Origin of the sequence: Sphingobacterium sp. LZ7M1 (assembly GCF_024296865.1) — a bacterium.
GTDB lineage: Bacteria > Bacteroidota > Bacteroidia > Sphingobacteriales > Sphingobacteriaceae > Sphingobacterium.
Map to the genome: position 1 here is coordinate 2,198,811 of NZ_CP101134.1, position 21,677 is coordinate 2,220,487.

General features: G+C 36.8%; 24 protein-coding genes, 1 tRNA gene and 2 pseudogenes. 20 read left to right on the top strand and 7 right to left on the bottom strand.

Annotation, left to right across the window (positions count from 1 at the left end):
- Positions 1-23 precede the first annotated feature (23 nt).
- The gene (locus NMK93_RS09365; RefSeq protein WP_237219459.1) at positions 24-1,229 is read right to left on the bottom strand and encodes a pyridoxal phosphate-dependent aminotransferase; all 1,206 of its coding nucleotides are present in this window, start codon (positions 1,227-1,229) and stop codon (positions 24-26) included.
- A gap of 146 nt (positions 1,230-1,375) precedes the next feature.
- Here NMK93_RS09365 and NMK93_RS09370 point away from each other — a divergent pair, with 146 nt between their 5' ends.
- From NMK93_RS09370 to NMK93_RS09405, 9 genes are all read left to right on the top strand, one after another.
- A complete protein-coding gene (locus tag NMK93_RS09370) occupies positions 1,376-2,362 on the top strand; it encodes a bile acid:sodium symporter family protein (RefSeq protein ID WP_254526962.1) in 987 nt (328 codons plus the stop codon).
- A gap of 48 nt (positions 2,363-2,410) precedes the next feature.
- Positions 2,411-3,391 carry a cation diffusion facilitator family transporter gene (locus tag NMK93_RS09375; protein WP_254526963.1) on the top strand — a complete coding sequence of 327 codons (981 nt, stop codon included), beginning with the start codon at positions 2,411-2,413 and terminating at the stop codon, positions 3,389-3,391.
- A 119-nt stretch (positions 3,392-3,510) separates the two neighbouring features.
- Positions 3,511-3,636, top strand: coding sequence for a hypothetical protein (locus NMK93_RS19730; RefSeq protein ID WP_302328294.1), 126 nt, complete (start codon positions 3,511-3,513; stop codon positions 3,634-3,636).
- Positions 3,608-4,003 (top strand): nuclear transport factor 2 family protein, encoded by a 396-nt coding sequence (locus NMK93_RS09380; RefSeq protein WP_254526964.1) that lies wholly within the window; start codon positions 3,608-3,610, stop codon positions 4,001-4,003. Before NMK93_RS19730 ends, NMK93_RS09380 begins: the two co-directional genes overlap by 29 nt.
- A gap of 7 nt (positions 4,004-4,010) precedes the next feature.
- Complete coding sequence (locus NMK93_RS09385; RefSeq protein ID WP_185212051.1) at positions 4,011-4,292, top strand: GNAT family N-acetyltransferase; 282 nt, start codon at positions 4,011-4,013, stop codon at positions 4,290-4,292.
- A 26-nt stretch (positions 4,293-4,318) separates the two neighbouring features.
- Complete coding sequence (locus tag NMK93_RS09390; protein WP_254526965.1) at positions 4,319-4,975, top strand: hypothetical protein; 657 nt, start codon at positions 4,319-4,321, stop codon at positions 4,973-4,975.
- Positions 4,976-5,162: 187 nt separating this feature from the next.
- Positions 5,163-7,376: an NADP-dependent isocitrate dehydrogenase gene (locus NMK93_RS09395; protein ID WP_254526966.1), complete on the top strand. Its 2,214-nt coding sequence runs from the start codon at positions 5,163-5,165 to the stop codon at positions 7,374-7,376.
- A 141-nt stretch (positions 7,377-7,517) separates the two neighbouring features.
- On the top strand, positions 7,518-8,369 hold the full coding sequence (locus NMK93_RS09400; RefSeq protein ID WP_185212054.1) for a sugar phosphate isomerase/epimerase: 852 nt from the start codon (positions 7,518-7,520) through the stop codon (positions 8,367-8,369).
- Between the two features lie 200 nt (positions 8,370-8,569).
- Positions 8,570-9,916 carry a PDZ domain-containing protein gene (locus NMK93_RS09405; protein ID WP_254526967.1) on the top strand — a complete coding sequence of 449 codons (1,347 nt, stop codon included), beginning with the start codon at positions 8,570-8,572 and terminating at the stop codon, positions 9,914-9,916.
- A gap of 29 nt (positions 9,917-9,945) precedes the next feature.
- Here the strand turns inward: NMK93_RS09405 and NMK93_RS09410 are convergent, their stop codons facing one another.
- A complete protein-coding gene (locus tag NMK93_RS09410; protein WP_185212056.1) occupies positions 9,946-10,899 on the bottom strand; it encodes an acetyl-CoA carboxylase carboxyltransferase subunit alpha in 954 nt (317 codons plus the stop codon).
- 190 nt (positions 10,900-11,089) lie between these two features.
- Here NMK93_RS09410 and NMK93_RS09415 point away from each other — a divergent pair, with 190 nt between their 5' ends.
- Positions 11,090-11,971, top strand: a complete 882-nt coding sequence (locus tag NMK93_RS09415) for a mechanosensitive ion channel family protein (protein ID WP_185212057.1) — start codon at positions 11,090-11,092, stop codon at positions 11,969-11,971.
- Here the strand turns inward: NMK93_RS09415 and coaA are convergent.
- The 4 genes and pseudogenes from coaA to NMK93_RS09435 form a co-directional block, all read right to left on the bottom strand.
- Entirely contained in the window at positions 11,958-12,902 is a 945-nt protein-coding gene (gene coaA, locus NMK93_RS09420) for a type I pantothenate kinase (RefSeq protein ID WP_185212058.1), read from the bottom strand. The two genes, NMK93_RS09415 and coaA, sit on opposite strands and share 14 nt — an antisense overlap.
- A 33-nt stretch (positions 12,903-12,935) precedes the next feature.
- Positions 12,936-13,364 carry an OsmC family protein gene (locus NMK93_RS09425; protein ID WP_185212059.1) on the bottom strand — a complete coding sequence of 143 codons (429 nt, stop codon included), beginning with the start codon at positions 13,362-13,364 and terminating at the stop codon, positions 12,936-12,938.
- Positions 13,354-13,746, bottom strand: a complete 393-nt coding sequence (locus NMK93_RS09430) for a methylglyoxal synthase (protein ID WP_185212060.1) — start codon at positions 13,744-13,746, stop codon at positions 13,354-13,356. The genes NMK93_RS09425 and NMK93_RS09430 overlap by 11 nt, the downstream gene beginning before the upstream one ends.
- Positions 13,747-13,881: 135 nt before the next feature.
- Positions 13,882-14,946: pseudogene (locus tag NMK93_RS09435) on the bottom strand (patatin-like phospholipase family protein).
- Positions 14,947-15,052: 106 nt separating this feature from the next.
- Here NMK93_RS09435 and NMK93_RS09445 point away from each other — a divergent pair.
- The 5 genes from NMK93_RS09445 to NMK93_RS09465 all read left to right on the top strand — a co-directional run bounded on the left by NMK93_RS09445 (position 15,053) and on the right by NMK93_RS09465 (position 18,812).
- Positions 15,053-15,140, top strand: a tRNA-Ser gene (locus NMK93_RS09445).
- Positions 15,141-15,306: 166 nt separating this feature from the next.
- The gene (locus tag NMK93_RS09450; RefSeq protein ID WP_254526970.1) at positions 15,307-16,527 is read left to right on the top strand and encodes a phage integrase SAM-like domain-containing protein; all 1,221 of its coding nucleotides are present in this window, start codon (positions 15,307-15,309) and stop codon (positions 16,525-16,527) included.
- On the top strand, positions 16,527-16,805 hold the full coding sequence (locus NMK93_RS09455; protein WP_254526971.1) for a helix-turn-helix domain-containing protein: 279 nt from the start codon (positions 16,527-16,529) through the stop codon (positions 16,803-16,805). The genes NMK93_RS09450 and NMK93_RS09455 overlap by 1 nt, the downstream gene beginning before the upstream one ends.
- A 360-nt stretch (positions 16,806-17,165) precedes the next feature.
- Complete coding sequence (locus NMK93_RS09460) at positions 17,166-18,302, top strand: ImmA/IrrE family metallo-endopeptidase (RefSeq protein ID WP_254526972.1); 1,137 nt, start codon at positions 17,166-17,168, stop codon at positions 18,300-18,302.
- Between the two features lie 12 nt (positions 18,303-18,314).
- Entirely contained in the window at positions 18,315-18,812 is a 498-nt protein-coding gene (locus NMK93_RS09465; RefSeq protein ID WP_254526973.1) for a DUF4411 family protein, read from the top strand.
- 97 nt (positions 18,813-18,909) lie between these two features.
- On the opposite strand, the gene NMK93_RS09470 is transcribed toward NMK93_RS09465, so the two are convergent.
- Entirely contained in the window at positions 18,910-19,152 is a 243-nt protein-coding gene (locus tag NMK93_RS09470) for a helix-turn-helix domain-containing protein (RefSeq protein WP_254526974.1), read from the bottom strand.
- A gap of 124 nt (positions 19,153-19,276) precedes the next feature.
- Here NMK93_RS09470 and NMK93_RS09475 point away from each other — a divergent pair, with 124 nt between their 5' ends.
- The 5 genes and pseudogenes from NMK93_RS09475 to NMK93_RS09495 form a co-directional block, all read left to right on the top strand.
- Complete coding sequence (locus NMK93_RS09475; RefSeq protein WP_254526975.1) at positions 19,277-19,468, top strand: hypothetical protein; 192 nt, start codon at positions 19,277-19,279, stop codon at positions 19,466-19,468.
- 138 nt (positions 19,469-19,606) lie between these two features.
- The gene (locus tag NMK93_RS09480; RefSeq protein WP_254526976.1) at positions 19,607-19,852 is read left to right on the top strand and encodes a hypothetical protein; all 246 of its coding nucleotides are present in this window, start codon (positions 19,607-19,609) and stop codon (positions 19,850-19,852) included.
- Positions 19,853-19,873: 21 nt separating this feature from the next.
- Complete coding sequence (locus NMK93_RS09485) at positions 19,874-20,374, top strand: DNA-packaging protein (protein ID WP_254526977.1); 501 nt, start codon at positions 19,874-19,876, stop codon at positions 20,372-20,374.
- Positions 20,340-21,218 carry a phage terminase large subunit gene (locus NMK93_RS09490; RefSeq protein WP_254526978.1) on the top strand — a complete coding sequence of 293 codons (879 nt, stop codon included), beginning with the start codon at positions 20,340-20,342 and terminating at the stop codon, positions 21,216-21,218. The genes NMK93_RS09485 and NMK93_RS09490 overlap by 35 nt, the downstream gene beginning before the upstream one ends.
- A 12-nt stretch (positions 21,219-21,230) precedes the next feature.
- Positions 21,231-21,671 (top strand): annotated as a pseudogene (locus NMK93_RS09495) (terminase large subunit); the annotation flags it as partial.
- Positions 21,672-21,677 lie beyond the last annotated feature (6 nt).

A 21,677-nucleotide genomic window follows, 5' to 3' on the forward strand; every position in this document is an offset into this window, starting at 1 on the left:
ATCTCATATCTCAAATCTCAATACTATTTTAAATTCGCCAATGCTTCTTTGATTCTGCGAAGGGCTTCTTTTAAGTTTTCGTCAGAAGCAGCATAGGAAAGGCGGATATAATTGTTGTTACCGAAAGAGTCTCCACCAACAGTAGCAACATGACCGTAGTTCAATAAGTATAAAGCAAGGTCTGCTGAGTTATTGATTACATTTCCTTCAGGATCTTTTTTACCAAAGAAAGAGCTGATCTCTGGGAAGAAATAGAATGCTCCATCAGGTAAGTTTGTTTTCACACCTGGGATATCATTCAAAAGGTCATATACCAATTGACGACGACGCGCAAATGCTTCTTTCATTTCCAGGACACTTTCCAATCCTTGCTCATATGCAGCAATACCAGCACGTTGAGAGATAGAACATGTACCTGAAGTCGTTTGTCCTTGCATTTTTTCGTTTGCAGCAGCGATTTCTTTGTTCGCAGCGATGTAGCCAAGGCGCCATCCCGTCATCGCAAATGCTTTTGAAAAACCATTGATAATGATTACACGGTCCTTAATGGATGGGAATTGTGCGATAGACTCGTGCTTGTCTACGAAATTGATATGCTCATAGATCTCATCAGAGATGATATAGATCTGTGGATGTTTTTCAAATACCTTTACCAAGGCTTCCAATTCAGCTTTTGAATATACGGAACCTGTAGGGTTACAAGGCGAGGAGAACATGAAGACTTTTGATTTTGGAGTAATCGCAGCTTCTAATTGTTCTGGAGTGATCTTGAAATCGGATTCGATCGTCGTATCAATGTAAACTGATTTTCCTTCGGCCAATACCACCATTTCCGAATAGGAAACCCAATATGGGGTAGGGATGATCACTTCTTCACCTGGATTTACAAGGGTTAGCAATACATTGGAAAGGGATTGCTTGGCACCTGTGGAAACCACGATATTAGAGATATCATAATCTAAACCGTTTTCATTTTTTAATTTATTTACGATCGCTTGGCGAAGTTCAGGATAACCAGAAACAGGGGAGTAACGGGTCCAGTTTTCATCCAATGCCTTCTTGGCAGCATCTTTTACATGCTCAGGCGTATTGAAATCAGGTTCACCTACACTCAAACTAATTACATTAATGCCCTTAGCCGCCAGTTCACGGCCCAATTTGGTCATCTTTAATGTTGCTGACTCGGATAGATTGTTTATTCTATCGGATAATATGGATGTTGTACTCATGATATTGCAAATATATTATATACAATTTATTATCGATGAGAAAAATGTAACAAAATCTCTATAAAAATGATACTTTCTAAATAGATGGATTGGAATAGGTGTTTATGAAATTAATTATAGCTTTGTATGCAAAATTTGGGTTTTAGATGAAGTTAAAATTTGATGGGTTTATTATAGCCTTGATTTTCATGATATTCCTTGCCTACATTTATCCCGATGTTGCAGGTTATTTAGACGGCAAGTTTTTAAATGCTTTGATCAGTGTTGGTGTCGCGTTGGTATTCTTCTTTTATGGGTTGAAACTGAGTTTCAATGAAATCAAGGACGGAATGAAGAATTGGAAACTTCATTTGTCTGTTCAGCTCTTCACCTTTGGTCTTTTCCCGTTGCTTGTATTATTGTTCCGCCCATTGGTGCATACTGAAACACAGGAGCAATTTTGGCTATCCTTTTATTTCTTGGCCGCATTACCTTCTACCGTAACCTCTTCGGTAGTGATGGTTTCCATTGCAAAAGGAAATGTTCCTGCTGCCATATTTAATGCTTCCATTTCTGGGTTGATCGGTGTTGCCATTACTCCATTACTGATGCACTTCTTTTTGGAAGTTGGTGAAGTCAATGTCTTCGGGGAATTATATATAGGTCTTTTATTTGAAGTTCTCCTTCCTGTAATACTGGGCTTACTAATACAACCATATTGGGGGAAATGGGCCCATAAGTATGGGAAAGCTTTATCCAATTTTGATAAAGGAGTCGTTCTGCTGATCGTATATAGCAGTTTCTCGGAATCTTTTATGAATGATATTTTCAATACCATAGGTACAGATTATTTAGCTAGTTTATTTGTCGCTGTTATTGCCCTGTTCTTTACGGTTTATCTGATTATTTTATTGTTCGTACGTTATGTGTTGAAGTTCAATCGCGAGGATAGGATTTCTGCATTGTTCTGTGGGTCAAAGAAATCGCTTACACATGGTAGTGTATTCTCTAAATTTTTGTTTGCCAATAACCCTAAATTAGGGCTGTACATATTACCATTGATGATTTATCATGCCTTTCAGATTTTTGTAATGACCATTATAGCGCAACGCTTGGGAAATCAGAAAGATGAGGGTATATTAACAAAAAAGTAACATTTATTGTTTCTTAATTAATTATTTTTGCGGTTCAAATTTAGTGTTATGAATAGGCAAATGAGATTGGTTTTGTTATCCTTGGTTACCGGTATCGTATTGATGCTTATCAAGTTTGTGGCCTATTTTATCACCGAGTCTAACGCCATTTTTTCTGATGCCGCTGAAAGTATTGTCAATATTGTCGCTTCTGGCTTTGCCTATTACAGTATTTACCTTGCTGCCCAACCTAAAGACGAAAACCATCCCTATGGGCACGGAAAAGTAGAATTCTTCTCTGTGTTTGTTGAAGGGGGAATGATATTCATCGCTGGTAGCATTATCCTCATTAAATCCATCTATGCCGTTTTCTCACCTCAACCTATAAGTAATGTAGAAGAGGGTATGTACTTGATATTAGCGACTTCCCTGATTAACTATGGGGTTGGATTCTATCTGATGAAAAGGGGGAAAGCTCTACGTTCACTGACCATTGAAGCTGATGGAAAGCATTTACAGGTGGATGCATACAGTTCAATAGGCTTGATTGCAGGACTCCTATTAATGAAACTTACCGGCTTGGCCTGGATTGACCTAGCCCTTTCTTTTGTCCTCGGTACGTTCATTTTATATAATGGCTATAAACTTTTGAGAAAGTCGATTTCTGGTCTAATGGATGAATCGGATGCAGAAGTAGTGGAGGAAGTTGTCGAAATCCTGAACAAGAACAGGAAATCAGAATGGATAGATGTCCACAATCTCCGCATACAACGATATGGACAGGAACTGCACATAGACTGTCATTTAACTTTACCTAACTATTATGACCTTAACCAGGTCCATGACAGTATCTCCGATTTTGATTCGCTATTGAACGATAATCTGGCCTCCAAGACGGAATTCTTTATACATGCTGACCCATGCATGCCAGAATGTTGCCATTATTGCACAGTGGAAAATTGCCCTATCCGCTCTGAGCCTTACTCCAAGCATATTGATTGGAACATTGTAAATGTCACCAAAAATATGAAGCACTTCAGGAAAGCCTAATTTTATTTCTCGATCAAATCCATAAATTTCCTTCGATCTATTGTCAGGCTAAAATGGTCTTTCTGACTGGTCTTGTGTCTTAGCTTTCAAAAAGGTATCTTTATTAAAAACCAATTTATATGAAAATCTACAGTTTAGTAGCAGTATTCTTGATGTTTATTCAGGTTTCCCTTGCACAATCACAAGAAGATGTAGCGAAAGTCCTAGATCAGTGGCATGCCGCTGCTGGAAAGGCTGATTTTTAAGGAGTATTTTGACCTAATGGATGCTAATTCCATCTTTATCGGTTCGGATGCTACAGAACGTTGGGACAAGCAGGAATTCATGGATTATGCCAAGCCACACTTCGATAAGGGCAAAGCTTGGAACTTCAGCAGTCTGGAAAGAAATATAGAATTTTCGGAAGATGGTAAAACCGCATGGATAGATGAATTGTTAAATACACAAATGAAGATCTGTAGAGGTTCGGGCGTTTTGGTACTCAAAGATGGGAAATGGTTGATCAAACAGTATGTGCTGTCGATGACTGTGCCAAATGATTTGGCTGATGAAGTGGTCAAAATGAAAGCCGATATAGAGAATGGAATTATTGAAGAATTAAAACTTAAATAAAGATAATATGTTAGTGAAACACGAAGAAAATGGAAATAAGGGATCATTTTTAGCCATTGAAGATGGTAAAACAATAGGTGAAATGACCTATTCCAAAGCTGGACCTGGTAAGATCATTATCGACCATACCGAGGTAGATCCAGAAGAAAAAGGAAAAGGGATTGGTTCTGTTTTATTGAACAAGGCCGTTGAGCATGCGCGGGATAGCAAATTGAAAATTATGCCTTTATGCCCTTTTGCAAAGGCGCAATTCGATCGTGACGTAAATATCCGCGATGTCCTGTTTTAATAGTTAAAAACTCAAAATCAACAATTATGAAAGCAGTTGTCATAGGCGCTACAGGCGCTACAGGTAGGGAATTGGTCCTGCAATTGTTGGCAAATCCAAAAGTGGATTCGGTTAATGTATTGGTAAGAAGGCCTTTTTTTACACCTGATCCTAAATTACATGAAGTAATTGTTGATTTTGATCGTTTAGAGGATTTCAGTCACTTTATCATTGGTGATGTTGCTTTCTCTACTATGGGCACCACATTAAAGGATGCCGGCAGTAAAGAGGGACAATGGGTGGTGGATTATGATTACCAGTTGAAGTTTGCTGCCTTGTGCAAGCTCAATAGGTTCCATACCTTTGTGCTACTTTCCTCAGCCCAGGCTAATAAGAATTCCAGGTTCTTTTATACCAAAATGAAAGGATTGTTGGAAGAGGGGATCAAGGCCTTGAACTTCCCCAAAATAATCATCGTCAGACCTGGTCCTATAGATCGTCCTAATAGCAAAAGAAAGGGAGAGCAGTATGCGGTCAGCACCCTTAAGTTCTTGAATAAGTTGGGTTTGTTTAAGCTATATAAACCAATCAGTACGATGATTCTGGCTAGGGCCATAATGGATGCTGCCTTTGAGGATAAGGATGGTCTTATCGATATCTATAATCCTAAAGAGATATGGGATGAATTAGGTGAAAAAGCTTAAATCATTCTTGAATTCCCTTTCATTCTATTGATTCAAGACAAAGATTTTTCAGAATCCATCATTATTTTGGCTTTTATGGCTATTTAAAATTCATTTTATTATCTTTAGGCGAATTTTAAAAAAGAGGCTTATCAACTCTTTGAATTTCACTAATAATTGCAAAATAATATCATTTCAATAGAAAATTATGTCATCTAAGATCATTTACACAAAAACAGATGAAGCGCCTTTATTGGCAACGTATTCATTTCTACCTATCGTTCAAGCATTCGCAAAAACTGCTGATATTGAAGTCGAATTAAGAGATATTTCATTGGCAGGACGTATCCTAGCTAATTTAAACGAATATTTATCGGAAGACCAAAAAACTACAGATGCCTTGGCAGAGTTAGGACAATTGGCTACTACTCCTGATGCAAACATCATTAAACTTCCTAATATTTCTGCTTCTATTCCTCAGTTAAAAGCAGCGATTGCTGAATTGCAAAAAGCTGGATATAAGATTCCAAATTATCCAGATGCACCAGCAAACGAGGAAGAAGAGAAGATCAAAGCTGCTTACGCTAAAGTTTTAGGTTCTGCAGTAAACCCTGTTTTACGTGAAGGAAACTCTGACCGTCGTGCGCCGAAAGCTGTTAAGAACTACGCTAAAGCTAACCCGCACAGAATGGGTGCATGGGCTTCTGATAGCAAAACGAAGGTAACTTCTATGCAAGATGGCGATTTCTACAGTTCTGAGCAATCATTGACATTGGATGCTGACAGTCAATTTAAAATAGAATTTGTGGCTGCTAATGGTGATGCTAAAGAATTAAAAGGCCTTGCTAAATTGAAAGCGGGAGAAGTAATTGATTCTTCAGTTATGCATGTTGCTAAATTGAAAGAATTTGTTGCTCAAGCGATACAAGATGCTAAGGAAGCTGGAGTTTTATTGTCAGCTCACTTAAAAGCGACCATGATGAAGGTTTCTGACCCTATTATCTTTGGTGCTATCGTTGAAGTTTATTTTAAAGATGTTTTTGAAAAATACGGTTCTCTTTTTAAAGAATTAGGCATCAATAAGAACAATGGTTTAGGCGAAGTGTATGCTAAAATTGCTGGTACCCCTCAAGAAGCTGAGGTAAAAGCTGCAATCGATGCTGCAATTGCGAATGGACCAGACCTAGCGATGGTTAATTCGGATAAAGGAATTACTAACCTACATGTTCCTTCTGATGTGATCGTTGATGCTTCAATGCCAGCAATGATCCGTATCGGTGGAAAGATGTGGGATAAAGAAGGTGCAGAACGCGATACTTTAGCGATCATTCCTGATAGATCTTATGCAGGAATTTATGAAGCCGTTATTGAAGACTGTAAAGTAAATGGTGCATACGACCCTAAAACTATGGGTTCAGTTCCTAACGTTGGTCTTATGGCTCAAAAGGCTGAAGAATATGGTTCTCATGATAAAACTTTCCAAGCTCCTTCAAATGGGGTGATCAAAGTTGTAGACAACAATGGCAAGACATTGATGGAACAACAGGTTGAAGAAGGTGATATCTTCCGTATGTGTCAGACTAAAGACGCTCCAATCCAAGATTGGGTTAAATTAGCGGTAAATCGCGCTCGTCTGTCAGATACTCCAGCAGTATTCTGGTTAGATGAAAACCGTGCTCACGATAGAGAAATCATCAAGAAAGTAAAAACTTACTTGGCTGATCATGATACTAAAGGATTAGATATCCGTATTTTATCTCCAATTGAAGCTACTAAATTCTCCATTGAGAGAATCCGTAAAGGCGAGGATACTATTTCGGTAACTGGAAACGTATTACGTGACTACCTTACTGACTTATTCCCAATCCTAGAACTTGGTACTTCAGCTAAAATGCTATCAATCGTTCCATTAATGAATGGTGGTGGTCTATTTGAAACTGGCGCCGGTGGTTCTGCTCCTAAACACGTTGAACAATTCTTGGAAGAGGGTTATTTACGTTGGGATTCATTGGGTGAATTCTTGGCATTACAAGCTTCATTGGAACATTTAGCACAAACTCAGAATAATGAGAAAGCTCAAGTATTGGCAGATGCCCTTGATGAGGCAAATGCGAAATTCTTGGCAAATGATAAGTCTCCAGCTCGTAAAGTTGGACAAATCGATAACCGTGGTTCTCACTTCTATTTAGCTACTTACTGGGCAGAAGCTTTGGCTAAGCAAACCAAAGATGCTGAATTGGCATCTAAATTCGCTGGTTTAGCTAAGGCTTTAACGGAACAAGAGGCTAAGATCAATGAGGAATTGATTGCAGCGCAAGGAAAAGCTCAAGAAATCGGTGGATATTATTATCCAAATGATGAATTAGCTTCAAAAGCAATGCGTCCTTCTGAAACATTGAATTCTGCACTAAGTTCTTTGTAGAATTTCTAAATATTTACAAAAGCCCTTGTCTTTAAAGACAAGGGCTTTTTTGTATTAAAGCTGTTGGATTCCATCGCTTGATATTGCCATTCTGCGTATTAATCATTATTTTTAATAGAAAAACAACATAAACCTATATCCATGAGCAATAACAGTAGAAGAAATTTTTTGCAACGCAGTGCATTGGGAGCTGCAGCGGTATTGACAAGTCCAAGTTGGTTAACTAGTCAGGCTGAAACTAAAGATTCAGGTTTGGCAGACCAAAATAGTCTGAAATTAGGAATAGCAGGCTATAGCTTTGTGAATTTTAATTTGGAACAGTCCCTGGCGATGATGAAAAGGATGGATGTAAGGTATCTTTGCATCAAAGATTTTCATTTGCCCCTGAATAGTACCGCAGAGCAGATTGCTGCATTTCACAAGAAATTGGCTGAATCAAATGTGACGGGTTATGCTGTCGGCCCAATCTATATGAAGACCGAAGCTGAGATTGACAAAGCATTTGATTATTGCAAGCGGGTAGGTGTGAATTTGATGATCGGTATTCCAGAAATCAAAGATCTTCCGTATGTGGCCAAGAAAGCCAAAGAAAATAATATCAAGTTTGGAATCCATAACCATGGCCCGGAAGATAAGATCTATCCGAATGCTACGGTTATATGGAACCATATCAAAGATTTGGATAAAAATCTAGGAATGTGTTTTGATATGGGGCATGATACCAGAGATGGACAAGATGCCATCAAAGATTATGTCAAATACAAGGATCGGATATTTGATATCCACCTGAAGAATGTGACAGCAGCTGATGCAAAGGGCTCGACATGTGAACTAGGACGTGGAGTGATCAATATCCCTGCCTTTGTAAAAGCCTTGTTGAAAAACAAGTACAGTGGTTGCTGCAGTATTGAATTTGAAAAGGACATGAAAGATCCGTTGGCTGGAATTGCAGAGTCGGTAGGTTACTTTAGAGGTGTGCTCAGCGCAGTCTAATATAAAATACAAGATCATTTAAAAAGGAATAATCAATTTGATTATTCCTTTTTGTTTTTATAACGATCGAGAAGCATTCTGTACAGTTTTTTAATAGGAATTATTGAAACTTAATAATTTATCAAATGTTTAATATTAAGCGTATGTTAAGTTATTTGAATCTAAAAATTAGGTAAATTAGCATATATAAACCTTTGTGTATGAAAATCATAATTCTATTATTGCTGAACTTGATGTTCTTGCATAGTTATGCGCAAAGAAATTTTTCGTTGATTCACCCCAAAAAGAATTCTTTCAAATTTGATCTCAGTGGAAACCTGGTCATTATCCCTGTCAAGCTAAATGGGGTTGAACTGGCATTTTTATTGGATACTGGGGTCAAAGAAACAATCCTTTTTGCCACTCCCCAAGATTCGGTTCCTTTGGAGAATGTTTCTAAGGTTAAGTTTTCGGGCATAGGGATAGAAGATGGGGTGGAAGGAATTATGGCAATTGGAAATGAGTTATTGGTCGGTAATACCTTGATCGACAGTCTGCATAATATATATGTTGTTGATGGTGAAGATCTAGATCTGTCCAGCCATATCGGTGTCCCAATTAATGGAATCTTGGGGAGCCACTTCTTTGAAGATTACCTAATAAAAGTAGATTATCTGAAGAAAAGGATCAGTATTTATGATGCTTATGATTACCCTGAAAAGTTGACCAATAAATTTACCAAGCTGCCAATTCAATTGGAGAGGAGCAGACCCTATGTACATATCGATGTTGATTTAGGGACACAAAAGGTTAAAGATGCAAAGATGCTTGTGGACATGGGCAATTCTGATGGTATGTTGGTTTTTCCATTTTTGCTGGATTCTTTTGTAGTTCATGAACCAAGTATTTATGATTTTATTGGTCGAGGTTTCAATGGTTTGATCTTTGGTCGACGCAATAGGATAGAAGGTTTTGATTGGTCGGGCTTTTACATCAAGGAACCAATTGTATCTTATCCGGATTCCAATGCCGTGCATGCTGCGAAACTTGCTGTGAACCGTGTTGGGTCGATTGGCAATCAGGTATTGAAACATTTTCAGGTGTTGTTTAATTATCCCAAGAACGAGATCTATCTAAAAAAGAACCGGAATTTCGGAAAGAAATTCGAAATAAATATGTCTGGGATGGAGATCAAGCATGACGGACTGGAATGGACAAAGAGAAGACTGACCACGAACATTGGAAAAAGAGATTCAGAAAATCCGAACTCTGGTATCAATGTTTATAATTATGAAGAATTTAAATACGAATTTATTTTACGACCTATCTACAAAATAGCAAGTGTCAGAGAAGGCTCACCTGCGGATTTGGCAGGTGTGAAAGTGGATGATGAATTGCTCAAAGTCAATGGCAGCAGTGCCCAAAGTATGAAATTGAAGCAGATAATTGGAAAATTAATGCATAAGGAAGGAGAGGAGATCCGATTGGTTCTCTTGCGGGGAACTGAAGAAGTGAAGGCTCAATTTATTTTAGAGGATCCTATCCCTTTCCAGAAGAAACTGCAATAAAAAAGCCTTGATCACTCAAGGCTTTTTCTTTATTCGTTTACAACTCCCATTTTGCTGAATTTGTCGATTCGTTCAGCAACCAGTGTATCGCTATCCTTAGCGCCTAGAACGGCTAGGTCTGAAAGGATTTTATTCTTTACGTTCAAAGCAGTCGCTTCAGGGTCTTGGTGTGCACCACCGATAGGCTCTTCAATGATACCATCGATCAATCCATTACCAAGCATATCTTCTGCGGTTAGTTTTAAGGCCTCTGCTGCTCTTTCTTTCTGGTCCCAGCTTCTCCATAGGATGGAAGAACAAGACTCTGGAGAGATTACAGAATACCATGTGTTTTGCAACATGTATACTTTATCTCCAATTCCAATACCTAAAGCTCCACCAGAAGCACCTTCGCCAATTACGATACAGATGATAGGCACTTTAAGAACGGACATTTCAAGTAGGTTTCTTGCAATTGCTTCACCTTGTCCACGCTCTTCAGCCTCTAATCCAGGATAAGCCCCCATCGTATCGATTAATGTGACTACAGGTTTGTTGAATTTCTCTGCCATCTTCATCAAACGCAGCGCTTTTCTATATCCTTCAGGGTTAGCCATTCCGAAATTACGGAACTGACGCTCCTTGGTATTCTTTCCTTTTTGGTGACCGATAACCATTACTGATTGACCGCCAATGGTAGCAAAACCGCCAACAATAGCTTTATCATCACGTACGTTCCTATCTCCGTGCAACTCAATAAAGTCATCACAGATCAAGTCAATATAATCGAATGTTTGTGGTCTATCAGGATGTCTGGACATCTGAACTTTCTGCCAGCCAGTCATATTGCTATACACCTCAACTTTTGTTTGCTCGAGTTTTTCTTCCAATTCGCGAACTGTTGCGCCCATATCGACTTTGGTTTTTTCTTCTACTTGTTTAACCTTTTCGATTTGCGTTTGTAGATCAGCAATCGGCTTTTCAAAATCAAATGTTGTTTCCATAATTACCTGTTTGGTGTCATTAAAGCGGTAGCTAAGTTACTTGTTTTTTAAGAATTATAAAATGTTATTTAATCATTAAGGAAAGATAAACAACACCTAAAACTATTTAGTGATTGATAATAAGCCATATAACAAATTGTTGTTCGTACTTGTTTTGTGTACTATATAAAAAAATAATATCTTCAAGACCATGAATGCAGCTGCCACAGAAAACAAACCAAAAATTCCTTGGGTATTTATAGGGAAGGTCATTCTCGTCATCATCATTATTGCTTTACACATCAATTTTGAATACGATATCGAGAAAAGGAAACTATTGGCCCAATTCCTAAGAGGTCTGTATTCTTTCTTGATCCCAAGTATTGTCCTTTCCATGTTCCGCTTTCTGGTGATCATGCTCTACAATGCACGGGATTCTCAAAAAAGAGAACGCGGTAACTTTGTGCTCGGTATCAATAGGCTTACAGCAGTATTGAATACGGTATTTTTTGTGATAGCAATCATGACTGCATTTGGCATTAATCCCAAAGACTTTATTACCAGCATTACCATCGTAGCCATGGCCATTGCGGTTATCTTTAAGGATTATATTACCAACATGATATCCGGATTAATCGTTATGTTCTCTGAGCAGTTATCCGTTGGAGATAGAATCAAGGTGGGAGAGCATAAGGGGAGGATTATTGACATTACCTTTGCCAATCTGGTATTACAGGATGAAGAGGACGATATTGTAATGGTGCCGAACAATCTGGTATTTACGGCTACTTTCATGAACCTGTCTGCACATCAATCCAGTCTTTTTACCGTTAAATTCGAACTTCCTCTGGAAGTATCCTTACATATTGAGGAATTAGAGGAGCATTTAAGGCTAAGCCTGACTACCCATCCAAATCTGGAAATCAAGGAAGATGAATTTCAGGTAAAAGTTTTAGAATTAGGTAAGGACTTCGTTCGTTATAAACTGGACCTTTACGCTGTAACCAACAGCAATAGAATGCATAGAAATATCGAGAATGAGATCTTGAAGGAGATAATCAAGTTCGAAAGAAATATCCTTAAATCTTCCTAACCTTCACGCGCTTAATAAAGTGTTCAGAACCTTTCTTTAAGATTAGATCAGCTCTATAACGGGTTGGAAGGATATTTTCATGTAGGTTAGGCTTGTTGATCTCGTTCCAAATGGTATTGGCCATATCAAAGCTTTCCTCTTCAGTCAGGTTTGCATACTTATGGAAATATGAAGCCGTATTTTGGAAAGCAGTTGCTCTTAGGGATTCAAAACGGTCGATATACCATTTTACGATATTTTTCTCATCCGCATCCACGTAGATGGAATAATCAAAGAAGTCAGAAACGAAGACGCCGTTCTTTCTTGAATTGACCTGTAATACATTGATACCTTCCACGATCAATACATCCGGTTGTGAAATCACCAGTTTTTCATTGTTTAGAACATCATATTCCAAGTGCGAGTATAATGGCACGGTAACCTGCGATTTGCCGGATTTTATGTCTGCAAGAAACTGTAGGAGTTTCTTGGTATCATAGCTTTCAGGGAAACCCTTTCTGTTCAGGATATTACGTTTGATCAGCTCCTTGTTGGGATAAAGGAACCCATCCGTAGTGACCAATTCCACTTTTGGTTTATTGGGCAAAAGCGATAGAACTTTGGTCAGTACCCTAGCTGTGGTGCTTTTACCTACCGCCACAGAACCCGCTATACCAATTATAAAAGGTAGTTTTTGATGGTTCCTTTTGAAAAAAACATTGCTTTTTGAGTGCAGTTCCTGAAAGTTATGGATGTGTACTTCCAGTAAATGAGCCAAAGGGATATAGATATCCTCAATTTCATCCATTGTCAATGGCTCATTAAGGGCATGCAATTGATCTAAATCTTTCTCTTGAATGGAGTGGCTCAACTGGCCGTTCAACCTTTTCCATTGTTCGCGAGTAAAGTTTTGGAACGGACTTGTAAAAGTATGTTCGCTGATTAAGGGCATAGCAATTTATTTTTTCAAGTCGCAAATATACAATCAAGAAATGTTTTTTTCTTGGATTGTATCAATTAGATTACTTTCTATCACTATAGGGTTCATCAACATCTTGTGAACCGGACATTTCTCACCTATGGCATATAATCTTTTCTTCTGTTCTTCATCCAGATCGCCCTCAATAAAGATATTGCACTTGATATAGGTTGTTTGTTGTTGTTCACTCCGTTGAACTTCACTGGAAACCTTGATGTCAATTTTATCTACTTTCCATTCCTTGCGGTTTGCATACATCCGCATGGTAATGGCCTTGCAGGCACCCACGGATGAAAGCAATAGTTGGGTTGGTGCCAACCCTTTGTTTTGCCCTCCGACTTCGATGGGCTCATCTGCTAAAATATTTAAATCCTCATAGGAAATAGTTGTTGTATAACTAGTTTCCCCAATACTCACTAAAACTTCATTTGCCATAAATCTCTGTATCTTCTTCTAATAATCCTTTAATAATCAATGATCCGGTTGCTGGGTTGGTTGCCAATGGTACATTCCAAAGGTCACAAATACGCATCAGCATTTGGATATCCGGCTCGTGCGGATGTTTTCCAAGTGGATCCCTGAAAAATATAATACCTTGTATCTTTCCTTCAGCTGCCATAGCTGCTATTTGTGCATCTCCGCCTTTTGGACCAGATAGTTTTAATTCTACTTCTAAACCTGTTTGTTGGATGTAGGAACCTGTAGTTCCTGTTGCTACGAGGTGGGCTTTGGATAATCCTTCTTGATGATCTTTAACAAAAGCCACCATTTCGGCTTTCTTACCATCATGTGCAATTAAAGCTATTGTTTTTGCCATTTGAATGATATGTTTGCGTTCTGTTTTTAACCGCTTCGATAATATAACAAAAATATTTTTACAAGGTTATTTTAAGGCTATTAAAATATCAATTTTATAAGAATTAGTGGGAATTATGACTTTCGATTAAGGAAATCATAATTTATCACGCAAAAACTGCCATACCGAGTTGTGTTTCTTTTCGCCATTTTTTTCCTTTTCTGCTATGAGGTCTAACACATAGGCATCAAGCATATTTTCGTTGTCACTGATCAACTTATCAGCTAAGGAGACAATTTTCTGGATATTCCCTGCTGAGGCAGCATCCAGAGCTGGTTCAATGGAGGATAGGTTGGAGGGTTCGATTCTTATGTAATTGGAAGAATGCTGTACCGAACGAAACAATTGGTGGAGAAAATAATCATTGCTTTCTGAAGAGCTGCTGGTCATAATATCGACTAAGGCAGGTCCAATGGAAATCGCTTTCTGTTTTTTGAAATCCTCGTATTTATAGGCATTTTTTGCAATACCCGTTCCTAAGGAGAGGATATGTACATCATCGATTTTGAAAGTTTTGTAAGTCTTGAGTACTTCCAATAATGCAGAGATTGCAGGATTATGGGCAAACACCCCGCCATCAACCAATGGATACCGTGTTCCAGCCAATGAATATATTTCGGCTACAGAGAAATAGGTAGGGGCGGCGGATGTTGCTCGACAAACATCCTTAAGATAGAAATCGCGGGACTCACCATGAGAAATCGCTTTCTGTTGTCTGAAGAGATGGTTTTTACGGAGTTCAATATTGTAGGCAGTAATAATACAGGGTTTGATCAGTTCACAAAGTTTTTGATCACCGAAATAGCTTTCCAAGACCCGTTCTTAGACTTTCTCATCATAGAGTTCTGTCAATAAACCGAATTGATTCAAGAATCGCCGCCAACTGCTTGTGGTAAATATTTCGGTTCCATGTTTCAGGTAAATATCAAGCGCATCTTTTGCGGAGAACCTTGGTTTCGTTGGATTTTGAGGGTCTGGACAAAGTAATATACTGATCAGAATACCACCGGTGCTTGTTCCGGCAAAGAAATCAAAATATTCTGACAGGTGGGCATTTGGGTTGCCTGAAGCTTTCTTTAATTTTTGTTCGAGGGATACCAGCATCATTCCGGGAATAATTCCTCGGATTCCACCACCATCGATAGATAAAATCCTTTTCATTTTAGAGTTTGACCTAAGTTAGGGAAAGGAAATCAGAAAGGATAAATATTTTTCAAGAAAAATGCCTTAAAGCTCACGAAAAGTAATATATTTGCACCCACAATCAGGAGAGGTGTCAGAGTGGTCGAATGAGCAGACCTGGAAAGTCTGTATACGGGATGACTGTATCGAGGGTTCGAATCCCTCTCTCTCCGCTTCAAAAAAAAGGGGTCTATTTGCGAAAAATAGCCCCTTTTATCTTTAAAAGCCGTTTTTAATCAATTAAACCAAGCTAAAAATAATAGTAAAATACTAAATTACTTAGTATTTACGTATATTAGCGAGCAAATGTTTTATGAATGTTTTATGAATGACCTATAGATGGCTACCATTACCCCTAAAATTCTAAAGAAAAATAAGTATAACAACAACACGTGGCGTGTAGTGTACAGGTTGACTCATAAGCGGGTTTCAAGATATATTAAGACCAGGAGGTTTATCACTGAAAAGGATATCATAAATGATGATGATGTGAGCATGGATTACATTATAGATTTCTTGGCAGACGATCTTAGAAAATACAGAAGAAAGATCGATGACATTGAAAACTTAGAGGTCCTCACTGTTGATGATATCCTTAAAGAGTTGACCAATGACCAAAAGGATATTGAGTTTATTGATTTCTGCAGATTACACATATCAAGACTGAAGGATCAAGGCCGTGGAAAAACTGCCAAGCCGTTTGTGACGGTTACAAATTCTTTGATAGATTTCAATGGACCTAAGCTTAGCGTTTCAAAAATTACCTCCCGTTTTTTGAAACAATACGAGTCCTTTTTACGGATGCCAAAAACCATTACCCGGAAGCAGGGTGAGAATACGATTAAAAAGACCACATCATTAAATGATAAAGGACTTAACAATCACATGGCAGCATTTAGAACTCTTTTCAATGAAGCAAAAAGGGAATATAATGATGAGGACACAGGAAGGATACTTATAAAGAACAATCCTTTTTCAGTATATAAGATCATTCCCAAGAAGAAGAAAAAACACAAGAACCTTAGCATCGAACAAATCAGGGCAATTCGTGACATAACCCCTAAAACATCTAGGGGGAAATTTGCAAAGGACATATTTCTGTTATCCTTTTATATGTGCGGAATGAACGCTGTGGACCTGTTCAATAACTGGGATAAGCTTAAGGGATCACATGACAGAATCGGATACAATAGGAGCAAAACAGAGGGCATGAGGGAAGATGATGCATTTATTAGTGTCAGAATAACACAGGAGGCAAAGGAAATATTAGAACGACTCGAAATGAAGTATAAGAATATTGATAGGTTAAACAATACCTTATCCATAGGTTTGAGGTCATTTATGAAAGACTTGAAGCTAGAAGAATTGACAATGTTGCATGCAAGGCATTCATTTGCAACTATTGCAAGGAATGATCTCAATTTCTCAAAAGAGGACGTAGCTATAGCATTAAACCATGTAAGCGAGGAAAACAGGATAACTGATACTTACATAGCTCCTGATTGGTCTAAGATAGATAGAGTACAAGAAATGGTTATAAATAAATTAAACGGAATGTAATGGAAGAAGTAGTATTTGTACAGATAAAATTGTCTGACCTGCAGGATATGATAAAAAAAGCAGTTGACGATGGGATCAAAGATAGTTTTGAAAAGTTTGTGGAGTCGGAGCCTAAATTAATTGATTCTGATGAAATGTGTGCAAGATTTGGAATCACAAGGCAAACAATTAAGCAGTGGAGAGAAAGAAATGAAATTCCTTATGTTCAAATAGGCGGGATTTATCGGTATGATTATAATAAAATAATAAAAATTAAAGAGACAAAAAGAAAAAGATAATTTGAGAATACTAAAAATATTAGTATTTTTGATAATCGCATATATACAACCGGGGCTGTAGTGATACATCCCCATCTTTTAAGGAAATTCATAATTTAGGTTAATAATTGGTTAGTTAAGATCCTCTATCGCTCGGTAGGGGATTTTTTGTTACACCAATATATTGTATAATAGTACCTGTATTTTTACAAAATATCTGTTAAATTATATAGGAAGTTTAATTGGATAAAAATTTATTTATCATTATACTTGCTAATAATTTTGATGCCTAATTTAAAATTTAGAATATTATTACAATAACCAATATTAAATCGCTTGCCGAACCATTAATAAAATAAATGGTTAATTTATATTTACGTTGTGAGTACAAGGATAGAAAATATTAATAAAGAAATTATTGAGTGGGCAATTTCTAGGAATGGGAATATTGTTGAGGATTTTTATTCTAAAAATCCTAATGTTAAAAGTTGGGTTGAAGGAGAAAAATTCCCAACGGTAAAACAATTAGAAGCTTTTACGCACAAAGTACATGTTCCTTTTGGTTATATGTTTCTAAATGCCCCACCTATCGAGGAATTACCTCTTCCCTTTTTTAGAACCAAAGGATTTAAAACAAATAATAATTTTAGTTTAAACGTTTTTCACACAGTCCAGATTATTCAGGAAAGACAAGATTGGCTAACAGAATATTTAGAGGAGTTAAACTTTGATAGACTTGATTTTGTAGGTAAGTTTAACCTTAATTCGGATTATCATGATATTGTGGAAGATATTAGAAAAATTTTAAAGGTAGATAAAACTTGGGCTTCAGAATTTAGTAATTGGGAAGATACATTGCATCATTTAATTCAAAGAATTGAAGAGATAGGTATAATTGTTACTTTTAACGGAATTGTTGGGTCAAATACTAGAAGACCATTGAGTGTTGAAGAGTGCCGTGGATTTGTTTTAGTAAACAAGCTTGCGCCTTTTATATTTGTTAATAATGCCGATGCTCCAGCAGCACAGCTTTTCACATTAATTCATGAATTAGCTCATATTTGGTTAGGATATAGCGCAGGCTTTAATAATGAAAATTTATTACCTGCTGATGATCCTATTGAAAAATTATGTGATCTTACAGCTGCGGAATTTCTAGTTCCTGAGGAATTATTAAAATCTGAATGGACTAAAAATAATAATAATTTTCAAAGCTTAAGTAGGAAATTTAAAGTTAGTCCTATTGTTATTGCTAGAAGAGCTATGGATTTAAATTTGATCAATAAAACTAATTTTTTAGAGTTTTATAATAATTATATGAGCGAATATTTAAAGAAAAAAGAGCTCTCAACTCCTGGTGGTAATTATTATTATACAACCAAAAAAAGATTAAGTTTAAGATTTGCAAGTTTTATTAATAGTGCTGTACGTACTAACAAATTGTTATATCGAGATGCCTATAAACTAACTAATTTAAACGGAGAAACTTACAAAAAATTTGTATCAGAATTTTTATAACCAATTATAAAATTGAAAACTTACCTAATTGACGCTAACGTACTGATTCAAGCTCATCAGACATCTTATCCTTTTGATGTAATTCCATCATATTGGAAAACACTTAAGGAATTGAGTCAGAATGGGGTTATTAGAAGTATTGATAAAGTAAAAATGGAAATTTGTGGTCATGATTTTGAAGATGATTTATCTAAATGGTGTAAAACAGATCTAGACACAAATTTTTTCTGTGATACACAGGATTGCATTAAAGAGTATAGTCTAATTACTCAATGGGCTATGGGTAGCACATTATATACTCCAAGTGCTAAAAGTGGATTTTTGAAAACAGATTTAGCAGATCCTTGGCTAATAGCTTATTCTATAAAAAATAATTGTAAGTTAGTTACATATGAGATAAGTGACCCGCATCGAAAAAAAAGTATTAAAATACCAGAGCCATGTAAAGTGTTTGATGTTCAGGTTATGCATCCTATAGATATGTTGAGGAGTTTGAACATTTCAATATAATTACCACACCAATAATATAAGACAATAGTTTAATTTTTTAAGTTTGAGCAGTAGTTTGTTTTGAATATAACCCCTTCCTTAATAGGTAGGGGCTTTCTTATTTCTTTACAATTCCCCTCCAGTTGCCTTTTTCATCATAAGAATGGTAAGTATTACCATCTGATGAAATAATCTCAAAAACGGATACTTCCAAAGCATCTGCGATCTGCTGTATAAATTCCGTATTAGGCTTTCTTGATAACTTCTGGTTGAAGTTAATATATGACATATCCATCCTTTTACATAGGTCCTGGAGTGTGATTCCTTTTGCTTTGACTACTTCTTTTACTCGTAAATCCATAATCAAATATAATTATAAATGTTTTCGTATAGAAACTCCTTAAAACACACACTAAATAGTTTATATTTATTTTGTTTATATAAACGTAATCGTTTATATTTGTTGTAACAAAACAGATAAGAACATGAAAAGAATAGTATCTCCAACAGCAATTTTATTATCAATGATCATTGGTTTGTCATCATGTGAGTTCAAAGAGTACAAACCTTTTGACAATGCTATTGCAGCAATGAACGCTAAGGATAGCACTGCTAAGCTTCAGAAAGATATAAGTGAAAGAAATAAGTCAAAGATAGATTCCTTAAAAGAATTATAGGTTATTAGGTAAATTGTTTGAATGGAAAGGCTCTACATTCGTAGGGTCTTTTTTTGTTCCTAATAAAAATATCAATTGATTTGTTAGCTAAATAATTTTAGCTATTTTTGGGTAAAAATTTAGCAAAATATTTAGCAGATGGAATTTATCAAAATCACTAAAGACGGGAAAGTTAACCAGGTTATCAACCCTAAAGCAATCGTTTCTGTAGAAAGAACATTTGACGATCCACATGGAAACAAATATACAGAAATAGTCTTATCAAGTAATGGTGTAATTAAAGTGGCAGAAACGTTTGAATCGGTAATTGAAATTCTTGAAACACAAGATTATGAAAATCCGTTAACTGCCTATGACTACAAATTTGAGTTTTCTATTAAGTAGACATATTTTGGAGGTTTGCTTATGAAAGAATTAGGTGATGGTGATGTAGGGGGTAGACCTCCAATTTTTGAAATACCTCATGAAATGAGGGAGAAGATTGACGAATACTTTGAATATGTTAAAGGGGAGTTCCATTGGGAATGTAGAACTAATGACGAAGGCAAGGAAGAAGATGTCAAGGTTTGGGATAGACCACCAGAAGCGGTTACTATTACAGGTCTGTGTTTGCATTTGGGTTTTGAAAGCAGGCAGAGCTTTTATGACTACGAGAAAAGAGACGGGTTTTCTTACATTATAAAACGTGCGAGATTGATGGTAGAGAATCATTACGAAAGTACAGCTCAATATGCAAGAACACCGACGTTTCAAATATTTGCTTTAAAAAATATGGGTTGGTCAGACAAGCAAGAGATTGATCATAGTTCAAGTGATGGATCAATGTCCACTCAACCTACTAAGATAGTATTCACGAGAGGAAATAGAGGGGATGGAAACGGAGGAACAGAGTCTAAAGATCAGTGATAAATACGAGCCACTTTTTGAGTGGTTTTCTGTTGAAGATGAAAATGACCCTTTATACAAAGTTGATACGATTGTAGTGACTGGGGGGCGTAACAGTCAAAAGTCTTTTGCAGTGGGTACAGGAACATGTATAGCTGCAAAGGATTATATTAGGTCTGTACTTTATACCCGCTACTCCATGAAGGCAACAGAGGATTCTATCATTCCAGAATTCAATGAAAAGATTGAGATCCTTAACTGTGAGAGTTCTTTTGACGTATTGAAAGATAGGGTAATTACCAAGGATGGTAAAGCAAAGATAGTGTTCAAAGGGATTAAGACCAGTTCTGGAAACCAAACTGCAAACCTTAAATCATTAAAGGGTTTTTCTGTTTGGGTATTAGATGAAGCAGAGGAAATGCCGGACTTTAAATCTTGGGATAAAATTAAGAAGTCGATAAGAGCAGCAAAACGTAACCTGAACATTTTAATTCTGAATCCAGCGACAAAAGAACATTGGATATATCAAGAGTTCTTTGAAGAAAGAGGAGTAACTGAAGGATTTAACGGTATTGTTGGAAATGTTCTATATATCCATTCTACTTATTTGGATATGGAGAGAGAGCATATCGCTGATAATATCTGGGAAGAATTCGAAGAAGCTCGTGAGGCATATGAGGAGTTGAAAAACTACACCGATGATGAAGTTATTAAACTTGAGATAACGCAGCCTAGAAAGGTTAAACTATACAGATATTATAAGCATTCGGTATTAGGAGGATGGTTAGATAAAGCAGAAGGTGTAATTTTCACCAATTGGAGATATGGTGAGTTTCAAGAGGTTGCTCCATCTGTATGGGGGTAAGACTTTGGATTCAGTACGGATCCTACAACATTGGTTAGGACCTCAATTGATAAGAAGAGGAAGAAACTTTATGTAAAGCTTTATTTATACAAACCTAAACTTAAAACAAGTGAGGTTTTTGAAGCAAATAAAATGTATGCTGGTGATGGATTGATTTATGCTGATAGCGCAGAACCTCGCTTGATTAGTGAGGTAAAGGGGTTAGGTATTAATATCAAACCAACAGTTAAAGGTCAAGGAAGTATTACTGCAGGTATAGCAATAATGCAGGACTTTGACGAAATAATAGTAGATAGTGAAAGTGTGGAGTTAGGCAGAGAATTCAACAACTACGTCTGGCATGACAAGAAAAGCAAAATTCCTGTTGATGCTTATAATCACGCTATTGATGCTATCCGTTACGCTGTTTACCCTCAGTACTATAAGAAGAAAAGGGAAATTTATAATAATTAGAATAAA